The sequence below is a fragment of the Erwinia aphidicola genome, from assembly GCF_014773485.1.
Taxonomy (GTDB): Bacteria; Pseudomonadota; Gammaproteobacteria; order Enterobacterales; family Enterobacteriaceae; genus Erwinia; species Erwinia aphidicola.
Genome location: NZ_JACXBP010000001.1, coordinates 516,296 through 542,180, shown reverse-complemented (window position 1 = coordinate 542,180; position 25,885 = coordinate 516,296). Strand labels below are relative to the sequence as shown.

The window sequence follows — 25,885 nt, the reverse complement described above, 5'->3', positions numbered from 1 at the left end:
ATTTATACGCGTCTTGATCTAAGGGTGGTTACTGATGCACATGTCCCAGGAAGTTTTAGGACAGTTTCGCCGCAAGCGGTTACTGATCGCTGTGGTGGTTGCCGCGTTGGTGCTCATTCTCACGTTAACCTTCCGTTTTCTGGAAGAGAAAGGCCGAATAGAGCAGCAGTCGCGAAGTTTCGCAGACAACGCTATCCAGCGTTTTGACCGAATGTTCTCGCCGCTTGACGTCGCGGCAAACAATACCCTTGGCCTGGTGGGCCTGACCTGTGGTGAAGTGCGTTTTCCGCTGATTGAAAAACTGGCTTCCTTGCAGACGGTCAGGTCTATTTTACTGGTGGACAGAGACCGCGTTTACTGCTCCAGCATCTATGGCTCCACGGATGTTGGCTTTGCCGACAACTATCCAGAACTGGCAGTCAATAACCAGCGCATGATGCTGTCGGTTGATGAGCATTTGATCAAGGGATCGCCGGTGCTGCTGCTCTGGACGCCACGCTCCCTCGACAACCGTTCCGGCATCATTCAGATCATCAATATTGAGCTGATGACCAACTATCTGCTGGAGCCGACCCTACCGTGGGTTGAGCGCGCCATTTTTAACGTGGGTGGTAAGAGCCTGGAGTTTGGTAATCCGATGATTGAACCGGCGGTGCCTTCAGAGGATGAAGTGACCTATGAAGAGTCGTCACTGCGCTACCCGTTCTCGATCACACTATTTGGGCCATCCCCGGCGCGGCTGGCTTTGGTGACGGTGCCTTCGCAGCTGCCGCTGGCCCTGCTGCTGAGCCTGCTGATGGGCTATATCGTCTGGCTGGCAACCGCCAACCGTATGAGCCTGTCGTGGCAGATTAGCTATGGCATCACCGCCCGTGAATTTATGGTGTACTGCCAGCCGCTGATCAACGCACGCAGCGGGGGTTGTGAAGGTATTGAACTGCTGCTGCGCTGGCATAACCCGCGCCAGGGCTGGATCCCGCCGGATGTATTTATCCCGCTGGCCGAACGGCAGAATCTGATAGCTCCGCTGACCCGCTTTGTCATCAGTGAAGTGGTGCGCCATTTGCCGCAGCTGCCAGCCTGTCAATCGTTCCATATTGCGATCAATGTGGCGGCCAGCCATTTCCACGAGCGCGCCATTATCGACGATTTACAGCAACTGTGGTGGCCGGCTAATCCCAGGCCACAGCTGATTGTCGAGCTGACCGAGCGGGATTCGCTGCCGGTGGTCGATCAGCGCGTGGTGTCGCATCTGCATAAGATTGGGGTGAAGCTGGCGATCGATGATTTTGGTACTGGCCACAGCTCCCTTTCGTACCTGAAGACCCTGAGCCCGGACGTGTTGAAGATTGATAAAGTCTTTACCGCCGCTATCGGCACCGATGCGATCAATGCAACCGTGACCGATATGGTGATTTCACTGGCGCAGCGTCTGAACATTAGCCTGGTGGCTGAAGGAGTAGAAACGGCGGAACAGGCTGAGTATCTGCGTGAGAGAGGCGTTGATACGCTTCAGGGCTACTTCTTTGCCCGCCCGATGCCGCTGGGGGATTTCCCAGAATGGCTGATGAATCATCAGGAGACGCTGAGCGCGTGATGGGTTGACCTGTAGCGGCCAGGCATGCCTTTTAACTATCTTCAGACATCGCTCCCAGCGCTAACGTCCTCTGACCGCTCTGAGCTCATCCCCCACTCGCCTCGTGCTCGCTGTGGGTTTTAAACTGCGACGATGAGGCTTCAGATGTTGGGAGGCGTGCCTGGCCGCTGTTAATCCGGCTCAGGCACGCCGGATAGTTACTCTTCTTCGTCTTCCTGACGCTCTTTGGTCACGCGCACCAGATCGATACGGTAGTCGGTGGCTTCAATAATCTGGAAGCGTAGCGGCAGCATCTCAATCACCTCACCGGCTTTTGGCAGCTGACCTTTCTGGTCAATCAGCAGCCCTGCCAGCGAAGCATGATCGTCTTCCGGCTTAACCAGCTCCTGAGTATCCAGCAGCTGCTGGAGCGAGTGCAGATCGGTTCCGCCCTTCACCAACCAGCCATCACCATCCGCAATGATATCCGGGGTTTCATCTTCATCCGGGAACTCACCGGCAATCGCTTCCAGTACGTCCAGCGGGGTAATCAGCCCCTGCACCACGCCAAACTCGTTGGTGACAACGACAAAGCTGCCTTTCGCCCGGCGCAGCACGCCCAGCAGGTTCAGCGGGTCGAGCGTTTCCGGTACGATGATCGGCGGAGTATTGCTGGCAAAGGTTGCCACATCAATCCCATGATCCAAGGCCACCAGCAGCTCTTTCGCGCGCACGACGCCAATGATTTCATCCAGCTCGCCCCGGCAAACCGGGAACAGGCTGTGCGGCGTATCCAGCAGCTGCAGGCGAACTTCATCCAGCGGACGCGTGGCGTCAACCCAGGAGATCTCACCACGCGGCGTCATGATGCTGCGCACTGAACGGGATGCCAGCGTCAGTACCCCATTGATCATGTAGCGCTCTTCATCTTTAAACGCTTCCTGCGGCATGATCGCGGCAACATCACTGCTTTCACTGTTCTGCACTTCGCTCTGACGACGCCCGCCCATCAGGCGCTGGATTGCCTCTGCGGTGCGTTCACGCATCGGGCGTCTTTCCTGATGGCGCATAAAGTTATGGCGCGCAATCTGGTTAAACAGCTCAATAAGAATCGAGAAGCCAATCGCTGCGTACAGGTAACCTTTTGGAATATGGAAGCCGAATCCTTCCGCCACCAGGCTGAGACCAATCATCAGCAGGAAGCTCAGGCACAGCACCACCACGGTCGGATGCGCGTTGACAAAGTTGGTCAGCGGTTTGGATGCCAGCAGCATCACGCCCATCGCAATCACCACGGCGGTCATCATAATCGCCAGATTGTTAACCATCCCGACAGCGGTGATTACCGCATCGAGGGAGAATACCGCATCAAGAATAACGATCTGCACCACCACGGCCCAGAAACTGGCATATCCTTTATTGCCGCCGTCATTCATCTCACGGTTTTCCAGCCGTTCATGCAGCTCCATCGTGGCTTTGAACAGCAGGAACAGCCCCCCCACCAGCAGGATCAGGTCACGGCCGGAGAAGCTGAATTCGCCAACGCTAAACAGCGGACGGGTCAGGGTCACCATCCATGAGATAAGCGACAGCAGGCCAAGACGCATAATCAGCGCCAGTGACAGGCCAATCAGACGGGCTTTATCACGCTGCTTTGGCGGGAGTTTATCGGCCAGAATAGCGATAAACACCAGGTTATCGATGCCCAGCACGATCTCAAGAACAATGAGCGTAAAGAGACCGGCCCAGATTGAGGGGTCTAAAAGAAATTCCATGAAAGACTCCGGAAAAAGGAACGGGAAATAGCAGCAGGCGTTCGGCTGAACGTGCGGCAGAGATAACGACAGGTGGAAAACATGATGACGTCAATTGACGTTAAAAACGATACCGGATAGCCCGGCGGCATGATTAAGCGACTTCGGTGACAGTCCATAGGGAGGGCTGAGGCCCGTTACTCCTGTATGAAAAAAGGATCACTACTTTATCAGTTGCCACAGGGACGTCAAAATATTTTCTTACACTCAGGGTGCACAATCCTTCACAGACATGTTGTTTCAACATTCAGCCGACAAATGTGGATCAGCGTCTAAATTACTGAGCACGGTCACATAATTTATTTTTTCGCGTACTAAAATAAATGCCGTCAATGTGGTGTGTGTTCAGTACCGCTGATAAGTAACTCAACAGATAAAAGTGGGACCTCAATCATGCTGAACGCAATTAACTCAGCTGAACCTCGAACGACGTTTACTCCAAAGCGTCGTTTTAACTGGATAAGGAGGTAGCAAGTGACTATTGCTATTATGATTGGCACGCACGGCTGGGCAGCAGAACAACTGCTGAAAACTGCCGAAATGCTGTTAGGGGAACAGGAAAATGTCGGTTGGATTGACTTTGTCCCCGGAGAAAACGCCGAAACCCTGATCGAGAAATATCAGGCACGGTTAGCCAATATGGACAGTACGCAGGGAGTGCTTTTTCTGGTCGATACCTGGGGGGGTAGCCCGTTTAACGCCGCCAGCCGCCTTGTGGTAGATAAACCCGATTATGAAGTCGTCGCCGGGGTCAATATTCCGATGCTGGTCGAAGTACTGATGGCACGAGACGATAACCCAACCTTTGATGAACTGGTCGCGCTGGCCGTGGAAACTGGCCGTGAAGGGGTAAAAGCCCTGAAAGCGAAAGCACCAAAAACCCCTGCCCCCGCCGCTGCGGTGAAAGCTCCGGCTGCACCACAGGCCCCAATGGCACCCGGCGATCACATGAAAATCGGTCTGGCACGTATCGATGACCGTTTAATCCATGGCCAGGTCGCCACCCGCTGGACCAAAGAAACCAACGTAACCCGCATTATTGTCGTCAGCGATGAAGTTGCTGCCGATAACGTGCGTAAAACGTTGCTGACTCAGGTTGCCCCGCCGGGCGTTACCGCGCATGTGGTGGACGTAGCGAAAATGATCCGCGTGTGGAACAACCCGAAATATGGCCACGATAAAGTGATGCTGCTGTTTACCAATCCTACCGATGTGGTGCGACTGGTGGAAGAAGGCGTCAATATCACGTCGGTCAACATCGGGGGGATGGCGTTCCGTCAGGGGAAAACTCAGGTCAACAATGCGGTATCGGTAGATGCTAAAGATATTGAGGCGTTCAAAAAGTTGAATGAGCGCGGAATCGAACTGGAAGTGCGTAAAGTATCGAGCGACCAGAGACTGAAAATGATGGATCTGATCGCCAAAATGCATCAGTAGCCCGTGGCCTGAAATTTCAGGTTGAACTCCGTTCTGGCATTTAATAGGAGAAGTGTAATGGAGATTACCACGCTGCAAATTGTTCTGATATTTATCGTTGCCTGTATTGCGGGCATGGGCTCGATCCTCGATGAATTTCAGTTCCACCGGCCACTCGTGGCCTGTACGTTAGTCGGCATGATCCTCGGTGATATGAAAACCGGGATTATTATCGGCGGTACGCTGGAAATGATCGCACTGGGCTGGATGAACATTGGCGCCGCCGTGGCGCCGGATGCTGCACTCGCTTCGATCATCTCGACCATTCTGGTTATTGCCGGTGGGCAGAGCGTGGGTGCCGGTATCGCACTGGCTATCCCGCTGGCAGCAGCCGGTCAGGTTCTGACCATTATTGTCCGTACCATCACCGTTGCGTTCCAGCACGCTGCCGATAAAGCAGCTGAAAAGGGCAACCTGACTGCAATTTCCTGGATCCATGTCTCTGCGCTGGTGCTGCAGGCAATGCGTATCGCGATCCCTGCCGTGATTGTTGCCGTTTCTGTCGGTACCAGCGTGGTTCAGGAACTGCTGAACTCTATCCCGGAAGTGGTCACCAACGGTCTGAATATCGCCGGTGGCATGATCGTGGTGGTCGGTTACGCCATGGTTATTAACATGATGCGTGCAGGCTATCTGATGCCGTTCTTCTACCTTGGTTTCGTGACCGCTGCTTTCACCAACTTCAACCTGGTGGCTCTGGGCGTCATCGGCGTAGTGATGGCCATGCTGTATATCCAGCTGGCGCCAAAATATAATCGTGTTGCCGGTGCGCAGGCAGCAGGTCCGGCTAATAACGACCTTGATAACGAACTCGATTAAGGAAAGGTGAGAGAAATGGTTGACACAACAACTACCACTACGCAGAAGAAATTAACGCCAGGCGATGTGCGCGGTGTGTTCTTACGCTCAAACCTGTTCCAGGGTTCGTGGAACTTCGAACGTATGCAGGCGCTGGGTTTCTGTTATTCGATGGTACCGGTAATCCGCCGTCTGTACCCGGAAAATAACGACGACCGCAAACAGGCGATCAAACGTCACCTGGAGTTCTTCAACACCCATCCGTATGTGGCTGCTCCGGTACTCGGCGTGACCATGGCCATGGAAGAACAGCGCGCCAACGGAGCGCCGATCGACGATGCTGCCATAAACGGCATTAAAGTCGGTCTGATGGGGCCGCTGGCCGGCGTGGGTGACCCGATCTTCTGGGGCACCGTGCGCCCGGTATTTGCGGCCCTGGGCGCAGGTATCGCGATGAGCGGCAGCCTGATGGGCCCCCTGCTGTTCTTTGTCCTGTTTAACCTGGTGCGTCTGCTGGTGCGCTACTACGGCGTGGCTTATGGCTATCGTAAAGGTGTCGATATCGTTAGCGATATGGGTGGCGGCTTCCTGCAAAAACTGACTGAGGGGGCGTCGATTCTCGGCCTGTTTGTCATGGGGGCGCTGGTCAACAAGTGGACGCACGTGAACGTGCCGCTGGTGGTTTCTGAGATTACCGACCAGACCGGTAAAACCACGGTCACCACCGTACAGTCGATTCTTGACCAGCTGATGCCGGGCTTAATCCCGCTGCTGCTCACCTTTGGCTGTATGTGGCTGCTGCGCCGTAAGGTGAATGCCCTGTGGATTATTATGGGCTTCTTCGTTATCGGTATCTTCGGTTACTGGATTGGCCTGCTGGGCGTATAATCCTGCGTTACGAATAATCTTTACCCCGGGGCCAGCCAGTCTGGCCCCTTTTTATGGACGCCGATATGTCTCTGACTGACTGCCTGATACTCCTTTTTATCGTACTCATTCTACTGTATGCGATCTATGACGAGCTGATTATGGATCGTCTGCATGGCCCCACCCGCCTGAAAATCCTGCTGCAGCGCCGCAACAAGCTCGACAGCCTGATCTTTATCGGCCTGCTGGCTATCCTGCTGTATAACAACCTTGCCGCACAGGGGCCCCAGCTGACCACTATGCTGCTGCTGGCACTGGGAGGCCTCTCCGCCTGGCTGTTCTGGATCCGCGCGCCGAAGATGCTGTTTAAGGAGAAGGGATTTTTCTACGCGAACGTTTTTATTGAGTACGCGCGTATCAGCGCCATCAACCTGTCAGAAGATGGCGTACTGGTGATTAACCTGGAGAAACGGCGCCTGTTGGTTCATGTACGCAAGCTGGACGATCTGGAAACCATCTATCAGTTTATGCTGGAGAGTCGCTGACATCCTGCACGATTTCGTCGTCACGCTGCCACAGGCGCAGCGTGAAGTCAGTTTCACACTCAAACTGCTCGGTCGTGGCCAGAATCCCCCACACTTCAGGGCGCGCACGCCAGGCAAACGGCGTCATCTGCAGCAGCGCCGCGGACTCTTCACTGTTAAGCGTCATCGGGTAGGAGAGCTGCTGCTGCTCAACCAGGGTGAAGCCGGGCATCTGCTCAGGCGTGGTGTCGTGTAGCTGCACATCCTGGTAAATCAGTGCTTTAAACTGCATTAAATGGCGCGGACCTGGCGTGACGGTAAGTACGTAGCCCTGCGGCTTGACGACGCGCGCCAACTCTTCAGCCTTGCAGGGCGCATAGATGCGCAGTACCGCGTCAAACTGCCGATCGCTGAACGGCAGGCGGTGGCTGGATGCGACGCAAAACTCCACGTTACGATAGCGCTTAGCGCCATAGCGCACGGCAATTTTAGCCACATCGAGACCGTGCACCTCAGCCTGACCTCTGGCCTGCAGGCGGCTGGCGACTTCATGGGTGTAATAGCCTTCCCCACAGCCGATATCCAGCACGCTGACGTCATCTGCCGGCAGCACACGCTCAAGCAAATCACCGACCTGCAGCCGCAGTGGCTGATAGTGACCGGCATCAAGGAAATTGCGCCGTGCCTGCATCATATCCGCACTGTCGCCCGGCTGCTTAGAGCGCTTATGCTGTACCGGCAGCAGGTTGACATAGCCCTCTTTCGCCTGGTCAAACTGGTGCTGATTTTCACAACGCCAGGTGCGCTGGTCAAACGTCAGCGGCTGCTGGCAAAGAGGACACTGGTACGACATAGCAAGACTCCATCAATTTAAGACGCGGCAGTGTACTGCAAAGCCCGTGGAAAATCCCGCGCACCACGAAAATCGGATATAAAAAAGCCCCGTCAAGAATGACAGGGCTTCAGTATTCAGATTTCAGCCTGGATTACACGCCGGGCGGCAATGTCAGGCTCAGATCGAAAATTAGATAGCGGTGACGTTCACAGCAGCAGGGCCTTTCTGGCCATCCTGAATTTCGAACTCAACGTTCTGGCCTTCAGCCAGAGTTTTGAAGCCATTACCCTGGATTGCAGAGAAGTGTACGAACACATCTTTGCTGCCGTCAGCAGGAGTGATGAAACCAAAACCTTTAGACTCGTTGAACCACTTAACCTGACCTTTAATCTTTGCCATTTTGCAAATTTCCTTAGAGTGTTTATTCGCCCGTGGGCTTAACGTACAGAAAAACCAGAGACATTACTGCATGAGGCACTAAATTAAAGCTCGGCAAGGAAGCGGTATTCAACGTTAGTCTTTTACTCAGAACTTCTTTACTGAAGATGCCACACATAAACAGAACTGTACCTCGTTTTACCCGAATGTTTTATCACATATCCACAAATTAATGGCAAGTCATTTTTAAACAGGGATAGAGATGTCGCACACATTTAAAACGATAGCTGGCACAGAATGCACATTGATGCATCACGACGTTCACGACTGAACAGAATTCACTCCGCAGAGCCTTTAAGCACCTGACCAATACAGGGTTTATAACAGACGGCCGAAGGTGTCAAGTCCGTCCTGCTGCGGGCTGTAGCGGCTAATGTTAGCGCCAATGATGGCATAAATATGGCAAAGCTTTGTCAAAAGAGTTCATTAAACTCAGGCCCATTTATCAATCCTGCTCAGGTGTCACAACTGTACAACAACCACGGATTAGTACAGTTTATAAATTAAATTGCACCAAAAACAGGAAACTATCTGACACGCTGCCCCATTTAAATGCATTGATCTGCACCAGTTTATTAACGTTATTACGCTCAATCTATTTGCGTATTTAGACTGGGTTCTCTTAATAGGTGGCCTGATATAATGAAATGGCTTTAGGATTATTCCTAGGTGGTATTATCTGTTCGCACCCGACGCGGAGTAACCTCGCCTGGGCGGCTATCAGGCGCGGTCACGCATGAACCATTTTGGTGCACGGCGATCGGGCTGCAGGGGTTGAGGATAAACTGGCCCATTTCGCGGGCACTATCAGGAAAAAATTTACCCGTCGCCCTGCAACTTCACGACAAAAAATTAGCGCTCCGGGATCAGCCGGGTAAAATCTTTGCTATCAGCGTCATCTTTCGCTGCAGCACCCTGCTCTTTGCCAGCAACCGCATCGGTAAGGCGGCGCAGCATCGCGTTCTGACGCTTCTGCTCTTCCAGCAGTGCTTCCAGCAGTTGGACCTGCTGACTGGCCTTCACGCTGGCGCGATTAACAAAAAACCATACCACCAGCCCGATTATCACCAGCAACGCCACGATGCCAGCAGAGACCATATCCATCGCACCATTGTTTATTTCATTCATACTTGCCTCAATACAGAAAAAGAGCTGCCTCTATGCGGCAGTACCGCGCAGATGATTTTACCTGTAAGCCCGACAAATGATAGCCAGATCCCGAAAAAGTCGGCATCTAACCCTCAGAAAGGTGCAAAGGTTTCAGCATCCTCTTATCGATTTGTGTGGTACTCAGCGACAAGCTGTTATGCTGCTGCGGGCAGTGAGGACACCGCCTGAAAACAATAAGGGGATTACCATGAAATTTTTGCTACGTATTGTCGCGCTGCTGGTCATTATCTGGCTGGCTATGCTGCTGACTGGCTATGGCATTCTGACGGGCAGCACTAAAAACGTTGCGGGAATGGGCTTACAGTGTCAGTACCTGACCGCACGCGGCATGGTGATTGCACAGTATCTGCACACCGACAGCGGCATTATTGGGGTGACGGATTGCCCGCTGCTGAAGAAAAGCAGCGAAGTCGTGGATAATTGATTAACCGGCGGGCCGGTCAACGCCGGCCTGCTGATGTCAGAAGGGATAGCTGTGATAACCCATCTGTTCTGAGATATTTTTTGCCGCCAGATGCAGCATCGCCACCACCTCTTTTTTATTCTCTTCCGAGAAACGGATGGTCGGGAAAGAGATGCTCAACCCGGCAATCACCATGCCAAAGCGGTCAAATACCGGCACTGCAATACAGCGCAACCCCTCTTCCTGCTCTTCATTATCTTCGCCAAATCCCTGGCTACGCACCTGCTCCAGCACGGGCAACAGCGCGTCCTTAGTGGTAATGGTGCGTGCCGTGCTGCGGGTAAACTCAACATTAGCCAGAATCGCATCCACTTCGCCACGCTCGCGCCACGCTAAAAGCACTTTACCAATTGCGGTACTGTGCAGCGGGTTACGGCGACCAATGCGCGAATACATGCGCAGGTTGTACAGGGAGTCGATTTTATGGATATAGACAATGCTGTCTTCTTCCAGGGCGCCAAGGTGAATAGTCTCTTTCGTCTGGCGCGAGATCTCACGCATCTGAATATCGGCACTGCGGATCAGATCGACGTTTTGCAGGGCTTTAGCCCCCAGCTCGAACAGTTTTAGCGTCAGCGCATATTTCTCTGACTCCCCTTCCTGTGAGACGTAGCCGAGCGTTTTCATGGTTTGGAGAAAACGGTATACGGTGCTTTTCGACATCATCACGCGCTGGGAAAGCTCGGTGATGCCGTTTTCACGCTCTTCGCCCAGCGCCTGTAAAATGCCAAATACTTTCATCACTGAAGAGACGGAATCGGGCTGTTTATCTGGATCGGCACTCGCCATGACTTACCTTTTGTGTTTTATAAAAAATGGAACGCTATTTCCAGTATACGTAGCCCCTCCGCCGGGCGCAATGAAAGCCACAACGGCGTGGACACATCTGCTGATAGTTTTCAGCAATTTACATACTGGCATAATTCGTAAAAACCATTAGCATGAGACTCTTCTCCCACGTAACTATTTCAACGCTATGCACTCAACTTCAGCCAACGACGGATTGCCGCTACCCCAGCGCTACGGGGCCATACTGGCTATTGCACTCGGCATCACGGTGGCCGTGCTGGATGGCGCGATTGCCAATGTGGCGCTGCCGACGATTGCCCGCGAGCTGAATGCCAGCCCGGCAGAGTCAATCTGGATTGTTAACGCCTACCAGCTGGCCATTATTATTTCGCTGCTGACCCTCTCTTTTCTTGGCGATATGCTCGGCTACCGCCGTATCTATCAGTGGGGGCTGGTGCTGTTCAGCTGTACGTCTCTGTTCTGTGCGCTGTCGGACTCGCTCGGCATGTTGACCTTTGCCCGCGTGCTGCAGGGCTTCGGCGGTGCCGCGCTGATGAGCGTTAACACCGCTCTGATACGCATTATCTACCCGCAGCGCCATCTTGGTCGCGGCATGGGAATTAACTCGCTGATTGTGGCGGTATCCAGCGCTGCCGGGCCGACCGTTGCCGCCGCCATTCTCTCGGTGGCGTCCTGGCAATGGCTGTTCCTGATTAACGTCCCTGTCGGCATCGCCGCGCTGGTGCTGGCCCTGCGCTATTTACCGGATAATCCGCAGAAAACCAGCGGGCAGCGATTTGATCTGCTGAGCAGCGTGATGAATGCGTTAACCTTTGGCCTGCTTATCTCGCTGCTGAGTGGTTTTGCCCAGGGCCAGAACGGAAAACTGCTGCTGGCTGAACTGGTGGCGCTGCTGCTGGTCGGAACCCTGTTCATCCGGCGCCAGCTGCGGCTGGAGTTCCCGCTGCTGCCGGTTGACCTGTTCCGTATTCCTATTTTCGCCATGTCGATTGGCACCTCCGTGTGCTCGTTCTGCGCGCAAATGTTGGCCATGGTCTCTCTGCCCTTCTTCCTGCAAAGCGTGCTGGGACGCAGCGAGGTGGCAACCGGCCTGCTGCTGACGCCGTGGCCGCTGGCGACGATGGTGATGGCACCCATTGCCGGGCGGCTGATTGAGCGCTTCCACGCCGGCCTGCTCGGTGCGATTGGCCTGGCAATGTTTGCCGCCGGGCTGTTTGCGCTCGCCCTGCTACCCGCCAGCCCATCAGACGCCGATATTATCTGGCGCATGATGCTGTGCGGTGCCGGATTTGGTCTGTTCCAGTCCCCGAATAATCACACGATTATCTCTTCGGCCCCGCGTCACCGCAGCGGAGGAGCCAGTGGCATGCTCGGTACCGCCCGCCTGCTGGGTCAGACCAGCGGCGCGGCCCTTGTCGCCCTGATGTTCAACCTGTTTGCTAACCAGGGCACCCATCTCTCGCTGTTGCTGGCGGGCAGCTTCGCTGCTATCGCCGCGCTGGTCAGCGCCCTGCGCATTACACAGCCGGGCAATCACCGGGCATAAAAAAACCGGGCGCATGCCCGGTTTACTGATGATTTTGCCCTGAACGGGCGCGGTATGCCGCGCCCCTACTTCAGGTATTCGCCGCTGCGCAGCGCTTCAATGCGTTTATCCAGCGGTGGGTGCGACATAAACAGCTCGCTCAACGACTTGGATTTACCATTGATACAGAAGGCCATCATGCTGCTGGCTTCCTGCGGCTCGTAGCTGGTTTTCAGACGTTGCAGTGCGGCAATCATCTTCTCACGCCCGGCCAGGCGAGCAGCACCCGCATCCGCATGGAATTCACGGTGGCGTGAGAACCACATGGTAATAATGCTGGCGACAATACCAAATACCAGCTCCAGCACCATTGATACTGCAAAGTACACCATCGGGTTGCCGTTGCTGCTGCCTTCCTCGTCGCGGTTACCGGACATAAAGCCCGCTGCCAGCTGTGCCAGAATGCGCGAGATGAAGATCACGAAGGTATTCACAATCCCCTGAATCAGGGTCATGGTCACCATGTCTCCGTTGGCGATATGGCTGATTTCGTGAGCCAGCACCGCTTCCGCTTCATCACGGCTCATGTTCTGCAACAGGCCGGTTGATACCGCCACCAGCGAGGCGTCACGACGCGCACCGGTAGCAAAGGCGTTAATGTCGGGCGCATGGTAAACAGCCACCTGCGGCATGGCAATGCCGGCCTGCTGAGCCTGACGGCCCACGGTTTCCATCAGCCAGCGTTCGGTTTCGTTACGCGGCTGTTCAATCACTTCACCACCAACGGAGCGCAGTGCCATCCACTTCGACATCAGCAGTGAAACAAACGCACCGCCGAAGCCAAACAGACCCGCCATGATCATCAGGCCCATTACACTGCTTGACTGGATCCCTGTCAGGCTGAGGATCAGCCCGAAAACCACCATAACCCCGAGGTTGGTCAACAGGAAAAGAGCAATACGCATCATAAAATTAGACTTCCTCAGTTATTCCGCTTTTCGCGTACCACCATCGTAAGGTCAATACGCCGCTTTTCAAGCACTCTTAATCTTTAAGTGTTTAAAAAGACATAACTTTACACTTTGTGTTACTTTTCGCGCACAGCGCCAGGCAGGACGGACAGGATAAAAAAAGGCACAGCGATTGCTGTGCCTGTTGGGCTTATTTTGCCGCTGCCGGTGTCACTGGCGGCTGCTGTTTTTCCAGCTGCGCCAGGTCGTTGGCAATGTTCACCGTCTCATCCAGATACGGGTCCGGCTCTTTGTAGTCTTTAGGCAGATCTTCCAGCTTGGTCAGCGGTTTCTTACCGTCTGCTTTCAGGCGAGCATTAATGCGTTCCAGCCGCAATGCATCATCTTCTTTGTTCTCTTTCTCGCGCTCGGCAAGATTCAGAGAGATGATATTGCGCTTGTCCTTGTTGGCATTAAAGCGGGCGATATCCTTAATGATGTACTGGAACTCAGCATCTTTAGCGATGCGATCCTGATGATCTTTAATCAGCTGTGCTTCCAGCGGCTTGAGGTCTTCAGTTTTGGTATAGGTAGCAGCAGGAACGCTATCCCACGGCAACGCATTGTCCTCAAACTTCTCACCGGTTTCTATCGCTTCTACGCCGGTAGGCATCAGCAGGTCAGGCGTCACACCCTTGCGCTGCGTGCTGCCGCCGTTGATGCGGTAAAACTTCTGAATGGTGTACTGCACGGAACCCAGCGCCGGCCATTCAGGGCGCAGCATCTGATCGTAAATGCGGTTCAGCGAGCGATACTGCTGTACCGTACCTTTACCGAAGGTCGGTTCACCAACAATCAGCGCGCGGCCATAATCCTGCATGGCAGCGGCAAAGATTTCAGAAGCCGAAGCACTGAAGCGGTCAACCAGCACCACCAGCGGACCCTTGTAGTAAGTAATGCCGTCGTTGTCGCTGTCCTGGCGGATTTTGCCGTTGTTATCGCGAACCTGAACCACCGGGCCACTTGGGATAAACAGACCAGAGAGAGAAACCGCCTCGGTCAGTGCCCCACCGCCGTTGGTGCGCAGATCGATAACAATGCTATCGACGTTCTGCTTCTGCAATTTCTGCAGCTGCACCTTCACATCGTCAGTCAGGCCAACGTAGAAACCTGGGATATCCAGCACGCCAACTTTCTGTTTGCCGACGTTATGGACCGACATTTTAACCGCGCGATCTTCCAGGCGGATCTTTTCACGCGTCAGGGTTACCGTACGGGTTTTGGTACCTTTGCCGGCAGGCAGGATTTCCAGGCGCACTTTACTGCCCTTCGGTCCTTTGATCTGCGCAACGACATCATCCAGACGCCAGCCGATCACATCGACCATCGGTTTGCCCGGCTGACCAACGCCAACAATACGGTCGCCCACGGTAATGGTTTTGCTTTTCGCCGCCGGACCACCAGCAACCATTGAATTGATCACCGTGTAATCATCATCCATCTGCAGCACCGCACCAATACCTTCCAGCGACAGGCTCATTTCGGTATTGAACTGTTCGGTGTTACGCGGGGAGAGATAATTGGTGTGCGGGTCAATTTCATGCGCGAACGCGGTCATCGCAAGCTGGAACACGTCTTCGCTGTTGCTCTGCGCCAGGCGACGTTCAGCGAACTGATAGCGCTTGGTGAGGACTTCGCGGATCTCTTTCTCATCTTTACCGGCCAGTTTCAGGCTCAGCTCATCATATTTCACCTTGGCGTCCCACAGGGCATTCAGCTCTGCGGTGCTTTTGGGCCAGGGGGACTTGCTGCGGTCGATATCAATGGTGTCGTTGCCGGTAAAGTTCATCGGCTTATTCAGCACGGAAAGCGCGTACTGATAACGTTCAAAACGGCGTTTCTGCGTCAGATTATACAGATCGTAAAACGCCGAAAGCTGGCCGCTTTTTAACTCATCGCCCAGCGTGGTTTTCTTGTCCGCATATTGCGCAATGTCAGACTCCAGCAGCACATTGTGGCTGTAGTCGAGCAGGTTCAGATAACGCTCGAATATTTTGACCGAAAAGTCTTTATCGAGGTCAAACTGGCGGTAATGGGAACGGGTAAAGCGGGAAGTGACGCGCTCGCTGACGGTCGCGTGCTGTGCTTCCTGGTGCAGCTGCGGGATCTGGTCTGCACGGGTGATGTTATCGGCCGCGAAGGCATTGCCTGCAATCAGCAGGCCCGCAATGATGGTGCGTTTAAAAAGAGTGTTCATGCCCTGATTAGCCTCCGTATCAGAACTGCAAGTGTTCTGCGCGTACTATCATTGCCAGACCGTTAGCCAGCTGTACCCGGACGCCATCTTTAGAGATTTCAAGAATGGTGGCATCCATCGCACTTTTGCCTGCGGTAACTTTAATGCTCTGGCCCACTTGCAACGCTGAGGTGTCGGTAACCGGTTTGCTACTCGACGTCTGAGTCTCTTCTCTTGCTGAGGAAGAGTTGCGTTCAGCCTGCGGACGCTCTGGCTTGCTGCGCACTTTACGTGGCTGCTCACCTTCGGCCGCAGGTTTACGAACAGGTTTACGCGGACGACGCGGTGCGGTGTCTTCACCGGCTTCACGCTTTTTCGCCTGCTGCTGTTCGCGCTGTGCCTGCACGCGCGCTTTGGCTTCTTCAAGCTGTTTGCGCGCATGTTCAACGTGCTGTTCATCCAGCAGGCCACACGCATTGCCATCAAGGTCAACGCGAGTCGCACCGACTTTGATGCCGTACAGATAGCGCCAGCTGGAAGTATATAGACGCAGTGCTGAACGAAGCTGAGTTTTACTCAGGTTCATTTCACCCTGCACGCGGTCGACTAAATCCTGAAAGATTCCGATCTTCAGTGGTCGTGCTTCGCCTTCGGCGCTAAAGCATTGTGGGAAACGCTCGGCCAGAAAGGCGATGACTTCTTTGGTGCTATTCAACTTAGGTTGATTTTCCATGAAATTTCCTGATTACAACGGGTTTGCCAATCAGCGCAGGCATGAACAGGCGACATTATAATGACCCCATCAGCAATTGCTACGTGATCCAGCGCTTTAGGTGCGTTTCATGTGAATAAATTTTTCCACATCCGATCCGGCAAGCACCTCGCAAAGCCCGTCAGTCAACGCTTTCAGCCCCGCTTCATCCTCACTGTCAAAGCGGTTATATTCAACGCTGTCGATATCTAACACGCCAATAATCTGACCATTTACCACTAACGGCAGCACAATTTCCGCGTTGCTGGCAGCATCACAGGCAATGTGGCCCGGGAATTCATGCACATCATCAACACGCTGAACGCTGTTTTCTGCCACCGCTGTACCGCAAACGCCGCGCCCGACAGGAATTCGCACGCAGGCGATTTTGCCCTGGAACGGGCCGAGTACCAGCGTGTTCTCTTCGGTCAGCAGATAAAAACCCGCCCAGTTAACCCCATCAAGACGTTCGTATAAAAGCGCGCTACAATTGCCCATCACCGCCAGGAAGCTGGTTTCGCCGCTGAGAAGTGCGCGCATGTCGCGATTGAGGTCGGTATAAAATTCTGCTTTTGTCATTGTTTAACCATTGTAGAAACTGAGACCAGGCCGGTAGCCACTGAGTCCGATAAAATTAAGCATTAAAAGTACAGCGGGACAAGGTGATTCATTCCGTTAGTTAATATAACCTTGGATTTATCCGAATACTGAAGCACGGCTATACTGAAGTCCTGCTCTCATGGCGTTAATCAGCCTAACCTGCCCTGCACCTGCGCTGTTGGGCCAAAGCACGATCGGGAATATGAAAATACACGCCATAAGTCATGCTCTGCCACAGGCACGTTATCAGCGATGTCCCCAATGCGATACCCTTTTTTCCTTACCAGATGTTAAATCAAGCCAGTCTGCGCACTGCCCGCGCTGCAATGCGCGCATCCTGAATGGCCGGGACTGGTCGATGACGCGACTGACCGCCATGGCGGTGACGATGCTGCTGCTGATGCCTTTCGCTTTCAATGAGCCGCTGATGTCAATCCGGCTGCTCGGCACCAACATTTACGCCAGCCTGCTGGGCGGCATCATGCAGATGACCAGGGAAGGTGACGTCATTGCCGCTTCAATGGTGGCATTTTGCACGATTGGCGCCCCGCTGACGCTGGTCGTCTCAATTGGCTACCTCTATTTCGGTGACAAGCTGGGCATGAACCTGCGGCCGGTGCTGCTGATGCTTGACCGCCTGAAAGAGTGGGTGATGCTTGATATCTACCTGGTCGGCGTGGCCGTTGCCTCAATAAAGGTGCAGGACTATGCCGCCATTACGCCGGGCCTTGGGCTGGTGGCGTTTATCTCTCTGACGCTTCTCAGCCTGCTGACGCTGATTCACCTTAACGTTGAACAGCTGTGGCACCGTTTCTATCCGCAGCCTCATCCAAATGTGCCGATTGCCCAGCTGCAGGTTTGCCTGAGCTGCCACCATACCGGCGTGGCCGATGAGCGTGGCCGCTGCCCGCGCTGCCACACGCGGCTCTATTTCCGCCGTCATTTCAGCCTGCAGAAGTCCTGGGCGGCGCTGATCGCCTCGATTATTTTTCTGATCCCGGCTAATCTGCTGCCGATTTCAGTCATCTATCTCAACGGCTCTCGCCAGGATGACACCATTCTTTCTGGTATTCTCTCGCTCGCCTCTGGCAATATCCCGGTGGCTATCGTGGTGTTCGTCGCCAGTATTCTGGTGCCGTTTACCAAAGTTATCGTCCTGGTGACCCTGCTGCTCAGTATTCACTTCAAATGTGAGCAAGGGCTGAAAACCCGCATCCGCCTGCTGCGCGTGGTGCAGTGGGTGGGGCGCTGGTCGATGCTCGACCTGTTCGTCATTTCACTAACGATGTCGCTGGTTAATCGCGACCAGCTTTTAGCTTTTACTATGGGACCGGCTGCCTTCTATTTCGGCTCAGCGGTCATACTCACTATTCTTGCCGTTGAGTGGCTGGATAGCCGTTTACTTTGGGATGCTCATGCAACAGGAAACGCCGACTACACCGACTAATGCACGCGTCAAAAATCGGCGAAAAATATCGCCATTCTGGCTGCTGCCCTTTATTGCCCTGCTGATTGCCGGCTGGCTTATCTGGTCAAATTACCAGGAGCGCGGCACCACGGTGACCATTGATTTCGCCACCGCGGACGGCATTGTGCCGGGCCGCACGCCGGTACGCTATCAGGGCGTCGAAGTCGGACTGGTGCAGGGCATCAGCATGACCGACGACCTGCGTACCATTAAGATCAAGGCCAGCATTAAAAGCGATATGAAAGGCGCACTGCGTGAGGATACGCAGTTCTGGCTGGTAACGCCGAAAGCCTCGCTGGCCGGCGTTTCGGGTCTGGATGCGCTGGTAGGCGGCAACTACATCGGCATGATGCCGGGCAAGAAGGGGGAACCGCGTGAAAACTTCACCGCGCTCGATACCCAGCCCAAATACCGCTTAAATACCGGCGAAATGATGATCCACCTTCACGCCCCTGACCTCGGCGCGCTGAACAGCGGTTCACTGGTTTACTTCCGCAAAATCCCGGTTGGCCGCGTGTATGACTACAGCATCAACTCCGGTAATCAGGGGGTCACGATTGACGTGCTGATTGAGCGCCGCTTTACCAATCTGGTGAAAAAGGAGAGTCGATTCTGGAATGTCTCCGGCGTCAAGGCCGATGTGGGTCTGAGTGGAGCTAAAGTTCAGCTGGAGAGTCTTGCCGCGCTGGTCAATGGCGCAGTGGCCTTCGATTCACCGCAGGCATCGCAGCCGGCGAAGAGTGAGGACAGCTATAACCTCTACCCTGACCTGGCGCAGAGCCAGCGCGGCGTGAAAATTTTGCTCGACCTGCCGGACGGTAAAAACCTCAAGGAAGGCAGCACGCCGCTGATGTATCAGGGTCTTGAAGTGGGTTCACTGACCAAAATGACGCTGCAGGATAACGGCAAAGTCAGCGGTGAGCTGACGCTGGATCCTTCCGTCACCGGTCTGATGCGCAGCGGTACGCGTATTGAGATGCGCAGCCCGAAAATTAGCCTGACTGACAGCAGCCTCAGCAGCCTGCTGACCGGCAATACCCTCGAACTGATCCCCGGCGACGGCGCGCCGCAGGACCATTTCGTGGTGCTGCCAAGCAATGAGTCGCTGCTGCAGCAGCCGAATGCGCTGGAGGTCACCCTCACCGCCCCGGAAAGCTACGGCATTGACGCCGGCCAGCCCCTGATGCTGCACGGCATGCGCATCGGCCAGGTGATAAAGCGCACGCTGAATGAAAAAGGCGTCACCTTCAACGTGGCGGTGGCCGCGGACTATCGCGACCTCGTCCATGGCGACAGCAAATTCATCATTAACAGCCGTCTCGACGTGAAGCTCGGCATTGATGGCATGGAAGTGCTGGGTGCCAGCGCCCGTGAGTGGGTGGACGGCGGTATTCGCCTCGATCCCGGCAGCAAAGGCGAAGTGAAAAAAACTTACCCACTGTATGCTAATGCGGAAAAAGCCGCTGAAGGGGTGGTCGGCGATCGCTTGCCAACTACCCTCACCCTGACGGCCACCAGCCTGCCGGATATCCAGGCCGGTTCCGTGGTGCTTTACCGTAAATTCCAGGTCGGTGAAATCGTCAGCGTTACGCCGCGTGCCGATGCCTTCGACGTTAATGTGCATATCAAGCCGGAATATCGCCGGCTGCTGACCCAAAGCAGCGTGTTCTGGGCTGAAGGCGGGGCGCGCGTGCAGCTTAACGGCAGCGGTCTGACGGTGCAGGCTTCGCCGCTTAACCGCGCGCTGAAAGGGGCGATCAGCTTCGAAAATCTTACCGGCGCCGGAGTGGGCCTGACCCGCCAGGACAAACGCACGCTGTATGATTCCGAAACCGCCGCGCGTGCGGTGGGTAGCCAGATCACCCTGCGCACCTACGACGCCAGCAAACTGTCGCCGGGTTTGCCGATCCGCTACCTTGGCATCACGATTGGTCAGCTGGAGTCGCTGGCGCTCGGCGAAGGTAACAATCAGGTGATCGCCAAAGCGGTGCTCTACCCTGAATACGTGAAGGACTTTGCCCGTCTCGGCTCGCGCTTCTCGGTCGTTTCACCGCAGATCTCGGCGGCGGGGGTCAACCATCTTGAGACGCTGCTGCAGCCGTACATTAACGTTGACCCAGGTAAAGGGCGCCCTCAGCGCAGCTTCGAACTGCAGGAATCAACCATTACCGACGCACGCTACCTTGATGGGCTGAATGTGGTGATGGATGCGCCGGAGGGAGGTTCTCTGACGGTCGGAACCCCGGTGCTGTTCCGCGGTATCGAAGTGGGTACGGTGACCGGAACGTCTCTCGGCTCGATGGCCGACCGCGTGCAGATCACTCTGCGCATCAGCAAGAAATATCAACATCTGGTACGGAACAACTCGGTGTTCTGGCTGGCTTCCGGCTACAACCTCAAGTTTGGCCTGATTGGCGGCGTGGTGAAAACCGGCACCTTCCAGCAGTTTATCCAGGGTGGCATTGCCTTTGCCACGCCGCCAACGGTGCCGCTGGCGCCGCAGGCGAATTCGGGTAAACACTTCCTGTTGGAAGATGAAGAGCCGAAGGACTGGCGCAAGTGGGGAACCGCCCTGCCGCAGTAACCTCCTATTGGGCAGCCTTCGCTGCCCAATTTTTTTACCTGCCCCCCTGTGCTAAACTGCGCGCACATTTTTTCCTGTGGATCCTGCCTGTGCCTCACTCTTCCCGCGTGTTTTTCCCGCAGCCTTTTCTCGATCGGATGCAGCAACTGCTGCCGGATGCGAACGACTTCGATCGCTTTATTGCTATCAGCCAGCAGCCGCTGCGCCGCAGCCTGCGCGTTAATACGCTGAAAATCAGCGTTGATGACTTCCTGGCGCTGGTTGCGCCCTGGCAGTGGGCGCTCACGCCGATCCCGTGGTGCGAAGAGGGTTTCTGGATCAGCCGCGACGATGCGGATGCGTTACCGCTGGGCAGTACGGCAGAGCACCTTGCCGGGCTGTTTTACATCCAGGAGGCCAGCTCAATGCTGCCGGTAAGCGCGCTGTTTGCCAACGGTAGCCAGCCGGAACGCGTGATGGACGTCGCTGCCGCACCGGGCTCTAAAACCACCCAGATTGCGGCGCGCATGGCGAACAAAGGCACCATCCTCGCCAACGAATACTCCGCCAGCCGGGTGAAAGTGCTGCACGCTAACCTCAGCCGCTGCGGCGTCAGCAACAGCGCCATGACCCACTTTGACGGCCGGGTATTTGGCCCTGCATTGCCCGAGTGTTTCGATGCGGTACTGCTGGATGCCCCCTGTTCCGGTGAAGGGGTTGTCCGCAAAGATCCCGATGCGCTGCGCAACTGGTCAGAAGCCAGCACTGCCGACATCGCCGCTACCCAGCGGGAGCTGATCAACAGCGCGTTTCACGCGCTGAAACCTGGCGGTATCCTGGTTTACTCCACCTGCACGTTAAACCGCAGTGAGAATCAGCAGGTCATTGAGTGGCTGCTCGCCGAGTATCCCGGTGCCGTTGAAATCGAGCCGCTCGACCAGCTGTTTAGCGGCGCGCAGCAGGCCGCCACCGCGGAGGGGTTTCTGCACGTCTTCCCGCATATTTTTGACAGCGAAGGCTTCTTCGTCGCCCGCCTGCGCAAGCTGGAAAGCGTGCCGCGCCTGCCCGCTCCAGGCTATAAAGTGGGCAAGCCGCCCTTTAGCCCGCTTAACCGCAAGCAGCAGCAGGACGTGGCAGATGCCGCAGCAAAAGCCGGGTTGAACTGGAGCGATGAACTGTCGCTGTGGCAGCGTGATAAGGAGCTGTGGCTGTTCCCGCGTGCGATGGAGCCGTGGCTTGGGCGCGTCCGTTTCTCACGTATCGGCCTGAAGCTGGCGGAAACATTCCCGAAAGGCTGGCGCTGGCAGCATGAAGCCGCGATTGCGCTGGCGGATCCTCACGCGGCAAACGCGTTCGAACTGACCAGCAGCGAAGCGGAAGAGTGGTATCGCGGGCGGGATATCTATCCTGAACGCGACCTGCCTGCTGACGAGGTGATTGTCTGCTATCAGCAGCAGGCGATTGGCATTGCCAAAAAGGTGGGCAGCCGGATTAAAAATAACTACCCGCGCGATTTGGTGCGCGACGGCAAACTGTTCAGCGTGTAACAGCCTGCGGCCTGTCATCAGGCCGCATCATTACTGCACCTGGACCAGCGTCAGGTTATTACCAAACACTGCGCCGGTATCGATGTAGTGTTGGTTCCAGGCATTCAGCGGCGCCGGCAGCGGCGTGTGACCAAAGTAGAAATCATCGGCACCGCGGATCCTTGCCCCTTTACCGCGCTGCGCTGCTGCAACGCGCTCGCGCCCCCACAGCACAGCCTCCGTATCGATCTCCTTGCCCCAGGCATACTCTTCCGCCGGATAGTCAGCGTGCGCGATAACCGCGACGCGCTCTGTCAGCTGCAGGTGAAGAATCAGTGGCAATTCGTGACAACGTAACAAATTGCGTTTAACTTCCAGCACCGGTAAACCCTTCATGGAGTAAAACCAGTCGCCGCCGTTGCGGCGCCACATCTGACTGCCCGCCCCGCTCAGCGCATCCAGCGCCATCTGTTCATGATTGCCGCGCACGCAGCGAAACCACGGCTGATGCAGCAGCGCAAGGCAACCTGCACTGTCGGGACCTCTGTCGATCAAGTCACCTACGCCGATGACCAGATCCCGCTGTTGATCGAAATGAAGAGCAGTTAACTGCTGCTGCAGCATGTCACGACAGCCGTGCAGATCGCCAACGATGAAAATATGCCGCCAGTTTTCCCCGTTTAAATAGTGGTAAAGCATCGCTTAAACCTTTCTTATCGGCACATATTGACGCCTGGTTTAGTGAATTTGCGATAAAGTATAGCCTTTCAGCCAGACAGGGACTCCAGCGTCATGAATAACCGTAAGCAGTTTTATTTCACGCTGGTGCTAATTACGATTGGCAGTTTGCTGATTATTGAAGTGTTGGCGCGGATGGTACATCTGATTGTGGTCGGGTGACTGACTCAGGTAGGATCAGGGTGACAAGGGCCTTTGCGGCCCGAGATTCAATTATTTTAACGCACGCGGATTCTTACGCAGCGATGCAGTCCAGTTAAACTCTTTTACTTCACTCTCTTTCGCCGCGGAGGGCTTACGCGGTTTCTTCGCCAGCACAACTTTGCTGCTCTCGCGCATCACGCGCTCTTTCATTACCAGGCGTTTCGCCTCTTTGAGGATCTCTTTTTCCTCTTTCTTACTGGCAACATGACTTAATTTGTCCGTCAATGTTTTCACCCGCTGCTCCACCAACCCTTTCTCTTCTTCGGTAAACTGATCGATGGATATCTCTTTCTCGCTTTTCATGCAACAGGCTCCCGGCCAGTATTCAGCGCTGCGGGTATCCGCGGCGCCGGGCCACCTGACATCGTAAAGCGCTGCGTGACGATCCACAAGCAGTGATGTCATTTGTAGTGCGAATTTGACTAAGGTTGCCCATTTACCCGCAAAAATGTGAAGATGTGGCGGCATAATCAGGAAAGATGTGCATTTAAGGAGTGATTAAAATGTCAGATGCCCAACTCTATAACTCATCCCCGCTGTTTCGCATTCGTGGAGAGCTGGTCGCCAGCGTTGAAGATGAGCAGGGAGAAGTTTCGGTGATCGATAATAAGATTTATCGACTGATGAGCTTTGACCGGGTCTTTGAGCAAAGCAAGATGCAGAAGAGCCGCCCTGAGCTGCCGGTGCATAAATACATCAGCGCGATGCTGATGGCGGCAGCGCTCACGCCGCTGGATAAGGTTCTGCTGCTCGGGCTGGGCGGCGGCTGTCTGGTGCGCGCGCTGCATGCGCACGATCCCGCCATCGCTATCGATGTGGTCGAGCTGCGCCAGGCCGTGGTTGACGTGGCGAAAAGCTACTTCTGTTTGCCGCTGAGCAACGATATTCGCTATCAGGTAGACGATGCTGCACTGTTCATCGCCAACGCGCTGAAAGGCCACTACTCGCTCATCTGTTCCGATCTCTACTCCGCCAGCGCAGCGGTTCCGCTGCAGTCGACGCGCACCTTTTTGCGCCACTGCGCCCAGGCCCTGCAGCCGGGGGGGTGGCTGGTACTTAATCACCAAACGGCCCCCGATGAGGATTCTGCCTTTTCCGCTGCGCTAACCTCCCTGTTCAGCACCGTGCTGTACTGCTCGACTCCCAGCGGGAATGTGGTGATTTATGCCAGCCGTGAGCACTGTCCTTCACCATTGTCTGAGCTGCGCGACCGGATGAAGAAAAGTGGTGCGCTGTTTCAGAGTGACTTTTCCCTGCTGGCGCAAAAGGTTTACCGCTGGCCAGGCTCCCGACCGTAACGACTCTTTTCGTTTTATGTTGCGCACGTTATTGCCGTAAACCCGCCGCTGGTCTACTTTTAGCGCGTAACCAGATAGCATTTTGATAACAGAGACCAATCAATGATCATTAAGGGCTTAAGTAAGGGATTTTTCATCTTCATACTGGCGATCACCACCTTCGCTTTTTTACACATCCTGGGACCCTATTTCTCCGCCATTCTGTGGGCCGCCATCCTGGCGATTATCTTCCACCCGCTGAAAACGAAAATCAGGAAGCATTTGGGTGACCGTAACGGCCTCGCTTCACTGATTTCAATGTTAATTATCTGCCTGATTGTCTTCATTCCGCTGGCCATCGTCGCCTCATCGCTGGCGCTTGAATTCAATGCGTTATACAACCGCATCCAAAATAACCAGAGTGAACTGACCTCTGCAGCGGCCGGAGTGATCAACCATCTTCCCGACTGGCTGCGTCACTTCCTTGCCGAAAACAATCTGAACGACGCCGGTGCTATTCAGGAAAAACTCTCCGGCGTGGCGATGAAGGGCGGGCAGTTCTTTGCGGGTAGCCTGATGATGATCGGTAAAAGCACCTTCAGCTTTACCGTTGGCTTCGGCATCATGTTGTACCTGCTGTTCTTCCTGCTGAAGGATGGTGCTTACCTGGTTAGCCTGGCGCTGGACGCGATCCCACTTTCGCAATATGTGAAGCAGCATCTGTTCGTGAAGTTTGCCGCCGTATCCCGCGCGACGGTAAAAGGTACGGTGGTGGTTGCCGCCGTACAGGGTGCGCTTGGCGGTATCGCCTTCTTCTTTGCCGGGATTCAGGGCAGTATTTTATGGGGCTCGCTGATGGCCTTCCTGTCGATTATTCCGGCGGTAGGCTCCGCTATTATCTGGCTGCCGGTAGTCCTGTACTTCTTCTTTACCGGTGCAATCGTTAAAGGGGTGATCCTGACCTTCTTCTTCGTGGTTGTGATTGGTCTTATTGATAATATTCTGCGCCCGCTGCTGGTCGGCAAAGATACCAAGATGCCCGACTACCTGATACTGATCACCACGCTGGGTGGTATGGAGATTTACGGTATTAACGGTTTTGTTATCGGTCCGCTGATCGCCGCGCTGTTTATCTCCTGCTGGAATCTGCTTTCAGGCCGCGACCATAGAGGTAATACCGACGAAATCGATCGCGACTTTATGGAAGAGGGTCAAAACCATCCGGAAAAAGAGAGCGAGTAATAAGTCACGGGGCTGAATAAGGCCCCGTTTTTTA

General features: G+C 54.8%; 24 protein-coding genes. 12 read left to right on the top strand and 12 right to left on the bottom strand.

All coding sequences use genetic code 11. The features are described 5' to 3' along the window. Positions 1 to 34 precede the first annotated feature (34 nt). A complete protein-coding gene (locus ID864_RS02570) occupies positions 35 to 1,597 on the top strand; it encodes an EAL domain-containing protein (RefSeq protein ID WP_048915872.1) in 1,563 nt (520 codons plus the stop codon). A gap of 197 nt (positions 1,598 to 1,794) precedes the next feature. Here ID864_RS02570 and ID864_RS02565 read toward each other — a convergent pair whose 3' ends face one another. Then, complete coding sequence (locus ID864_RS02565) at positions 1,795 to 3,351, bottom strand: TerC family protein (protein ID WP_191149356.1); 1,557 nt, start codon at positions 3,349 to 3,351, stop codon at positions 1,795 to 1,797. Positions 3,352 to 3,864: 513 nt separating this feature from the next. Here ID864_RS02565 and manX point away from each other — a divergent pair. The 4 genes from manX (at position 3,865) to ID864_RS02545 (ending at position 7,076) form a co-directional block, all read left to right on the top strand. Beyond that, positions 3,865 to 4,827: a PTS mannose transporter subunit IIAB gene (manX, locus tag ID864_RS02560; protein ID WP_191149355.1), complete on the top strand. Its 963-nt coding sequence runs from the start codon at positions 3,865 to 3,867 to the stop codon at positions 4,825 to 4,827. A gap of 57 nt (positions 4,828 to 4,884) precedes the next feature. Next, positions 4,885 to 5,685 (top strand): PTS mannose/fructose/sorbose transporter subunit IIC, encoded by an 801-nt coding sequence (locus ID864_RS02555; protein ID WP_048915869.1) that lies wholly within the window; start codon positions 4,885 to 4,887, stop codon positions 5,683 to 5,685. A 15-nt stretch (positions 5,686 to 5,700) separates the two neighbouring features. After that, positions 5,701 to 6,552 carry a PTS mannose transporter subunit IID gene (locus ID864_RS02550; protein ID WP_048915868.1) on the top strand — a complete coding sequence of 284 codons (852 nt, stop codon included), beginning with the start codon at positions 5,701 to 5,703 and terminating at the stop codon, positions 6,550 to 6,552. Positions 6,553 to 6,617: 65 nt separating this feature from the next. Further along, entirely contained in the window at positions 6,618 to 7,076 is a 459-nt protein-coding gene (locus ID864_RS02545; protein ID WP_048915894.1) for a DUF986 family protein, read from the top strand. Here the strand turns inward: ID864_RS02545 and rlmA are convergent. The 4 genes from rlmA to ID864_RS02525 all read right to left on the bottom strand — a co-directional run bounded on the left by rlmA (position 7,057) and on the right by ID864_RS02525 (position 9,456). Beyond that, positions 7,057 to 7,908, bottom strand: a complete 852-nt coding sequence (rlmA, locus tag ID864_RS02540) for a 23S rRNA (guanine(745)-N(1))-methyltransferase (protein WP_048915867.1) — start codon at positions 7,906 to 7,908, stop codon at positions 7,057 to 7,059. The genes ID864_RS02545 and rlmA overlap by 20 nt on opposite strands. 171 nt (positions 7,909 to 8,079) lie before the next feature. Then, positions 8,080 to 8,289, bottom strand: coding sequence for a transcription antiterminator/RNA stability regulator CspE (cspE, locus tag ID864_RS02535; RefSeq protein ID WP_001062678.1), 210 nt, complete (start codon positions 8,287 to 8,289; stop codon positions 8,080 to 8,082). Positions 8,290 to 8,311: 22 nt separating this feature from the next. After that, a complete protein-coding gene (locus ID864_RS23670; protein ID WP_224750361.1) occupies positions 8,312 to 8,446 on the bottom strand; it encodes a DUF2627 domain-containing protein in 135 nt (44 codons plus the stop codon). Between the two features lie 734 nt (positions 8,447 to 9,180). Beyond that, positions 9,181 to 9,456: a YebO family protein gene (locus ID864_RS02525; RefSeq protein ID WP_048915866.1), complete on the bottom strand. Its 276-nt coding sequence runs from the start codon at positions 9,454 to 9,456 to the stop codon at positions 9,181 to 9,183. Between the two features lie 229 nt (positions 9,457 to 9,685). On the opposite strand from ID864_RS02525, the gene ID864_RS02520 reads away from it, so the two are divergent. Continuing rightward, complete coding sequence (locus tag ID864_RS02520; RefSeq protein WP_048915865.1) at positions 9,686 to 9,922, top strand: YobH family protein; 237 nt, start codon at positions 9,686 to 9,688, stop codon at positions 9,920 to 9,922. A gap of 36 nt (positions 9,923 to 9,958) precedes the next feature. Here ID864_RS02520 and kdgR read toward each other — a convergent pair whose 3' ends face one another. Next, positions 9,959 to 10,750, bottom strand: a complete 792-nt coding sequence (gene kdgR / locus ID864_RS02515) for a DNA-binding transcriptional regulator KdgR (protein ID WP_048915864.1) — start codon at positions 10,748 to 10,750, stop codon at positions 9,959 to 9,961. Positions 10,751 to 10,937: 187 nt separating this feature from the next. Here kdgR and ID864_RS02510 point away from each other — a divergent pair, with 187 nt between their 5' ends. After that, positions 10,938 to 12,317: an MFS transporter gene (locus ID864_RS02510; protein WP_099753631.1), complete on the top strand. Its 1,380-nt coding sequence runs from the start codon at positions 10,938 to 10,940 to the stop codon at positions 12,315 to 12,317. A gap of 65 nt (positions 12,318 to 12,382) precedes the next feature. Here the strand turns inward: ID864_RS02510 and htpX are convergent, their stop codons facing one another. From htpX to ID864_RS02490, 4 genes are all read right to left on the bottom strand, one after another. After that, positions 12,383 to 13,264 (bottom strand): protease HtpX, encoded by an 882-nt coding sequence (gene htpX, locus ID864_RS02505; protein WP_048915862.1) that lies wholly within the window; start codon positions 13,262 to 13,264, stop codon positions 12,383 to 12,385. A gap of 193 nt (positions 13,265 to 13,457) precedes the next feature. Continuing rightward, positions 13,458 to 15,503: a carboxy terminal-processing peptidase gene (prc, locus tag ID864_RS02500; RefSeq protein WP_048915861.1), complete on the bottom strand. Its 2,046-nt coding sequence runs from the start codon at positions 15,501 to 15,503 to the stop codon at positions 13,458 to 13,460. 19 nt (positions 15,504 to 15,522) lie between these two features. Then, entirely contained in the window at positions 15,523 to 16,215 is a 693-nt protein-coding gene (gene proQ / locus ID864_RS02495; protein ID WP_048915860.1) for an RNA chaperone ProQ, read from the bottom strand. 96 nt (positions 16,216 to 16,311) lie between these two features. Further along, complete coding sequence (locus tag ID864_RS02490; protein ID WP_048915859.1) at positions 16,312 to 16,812, bottom strand: GAF domain-containing protein; 501 nt, start codon at positions 16,810 to 16,812, stop codon at positions 16,312 to 16,314. A 223-nt stretch (positions 16,813 to 17,035) separates the two neighbouring features. Here ID864_RS02490 and yebS point away from each other — a divergent pair, with 223 nt between their 5' ends. The 3 genes from yebS to rsmF all read left to right on the top strand — a co-directional run bounded on the left by yebS (position 17,036) and on the right by rsmF (position 22,411). Next, positions 17,036 to 18,280 carry a membrane integrity lipid transport subunit YebS gene (gene yebS / locus ID864_RS02485; protein ID WP_048915893.1) on the top strand — a complete coding sequence of 415 codons (1,245 nt, stop codon included), beginning with the start codon at positions 17,036 to 17,038 and terminating at the stop codon, positions 18,278 to 18,280. After that, entirely contained in the window at positions 18,249 to 20,885 is a 2,637-nt protein-coding gene (locus tag ID864_RS02480) for a PqiB family protein (protein ID WP_191149354.1), read from the top strand. The genes yebS and ID864_RS02480 overlap by 32 nt, the downstream gene beginning before the upstream one ends. Positions 20,886 to 20,974: 89 nt before the next feature. Further along, on the top strand, positions 20,975 to 22,411 hold the full coding sequence (gene rsmF, locus ID864_RS02475) for a 16S rRNA (cytosine(1407)-C(5))-methyltransferase RsmF (protein WP_099753652.1): 1,437 nt from the start codon (positions 20,975 to 20,977) through the stop codon (positions 22,409 to 22,411). Positions 22,412 to 22,441: 30 nt separating this feature from the next. Here the strand turns inward: rsmF and ID864_RS02470 are convergent, their stop codons facing one another. Then, positions 22,442 to 23,089 carry a metallophosphoesterase gene (locus ID864_RS02470; RefSeq protein ID WP_048915857.1) on the bottom strand — a complete coding sequence of 216 codons (648 nt, stop codon included), beginning with the start codon at positions 23,087 to 23,089 and terminating at the stop codon, positions 22,442 to 22,444. 252 nt (positions 23,090 to 23,341) lie between these two features. Further along, positions 23,342 to 23,635, bottom strand: coding sequence for a hypothetical protein (locus tag ID864_RS02465; RefSeq protein ID WP_048915856.1), 294 nt, complete (start codon positions 23,633 to 23,635; stop codon positions 23,342 to 23,344). 200 nt (positions 23,636 to 23,835) lie between these two features. Between ID864_RS02465 and ID864_RS02460 the strand changes: the two genes are divergently transcribed. Further along, positions 23,836 to 24,630 (top strand): spermidine synthase, encoded by a 795-nt coding sequence (locus ID864_RS02460; protein ID WP_048915855.1) that lies wholly within the window; start codon positions 23,836 to 23,838, stop codon positions 24,628 to 24,630. Between the two features lie 102 nt (positions 24,631 to 24,732). Next, positions 24,733 to 25,851 carry an AI-2E family transporter gene (locus ID864_RS02455; RefSeq protein ID WP_048915854.1) on the top strand — a complete coding sequence of 373 codons (1,119 nt, stop codon included), beginning with the start codon at positions 24,733 to 24,735 and terminating at the stop codon, positions 25,849 to 25,851. Positions 25,852 to 25,885 lie beyond the last annotated feature (34 nt).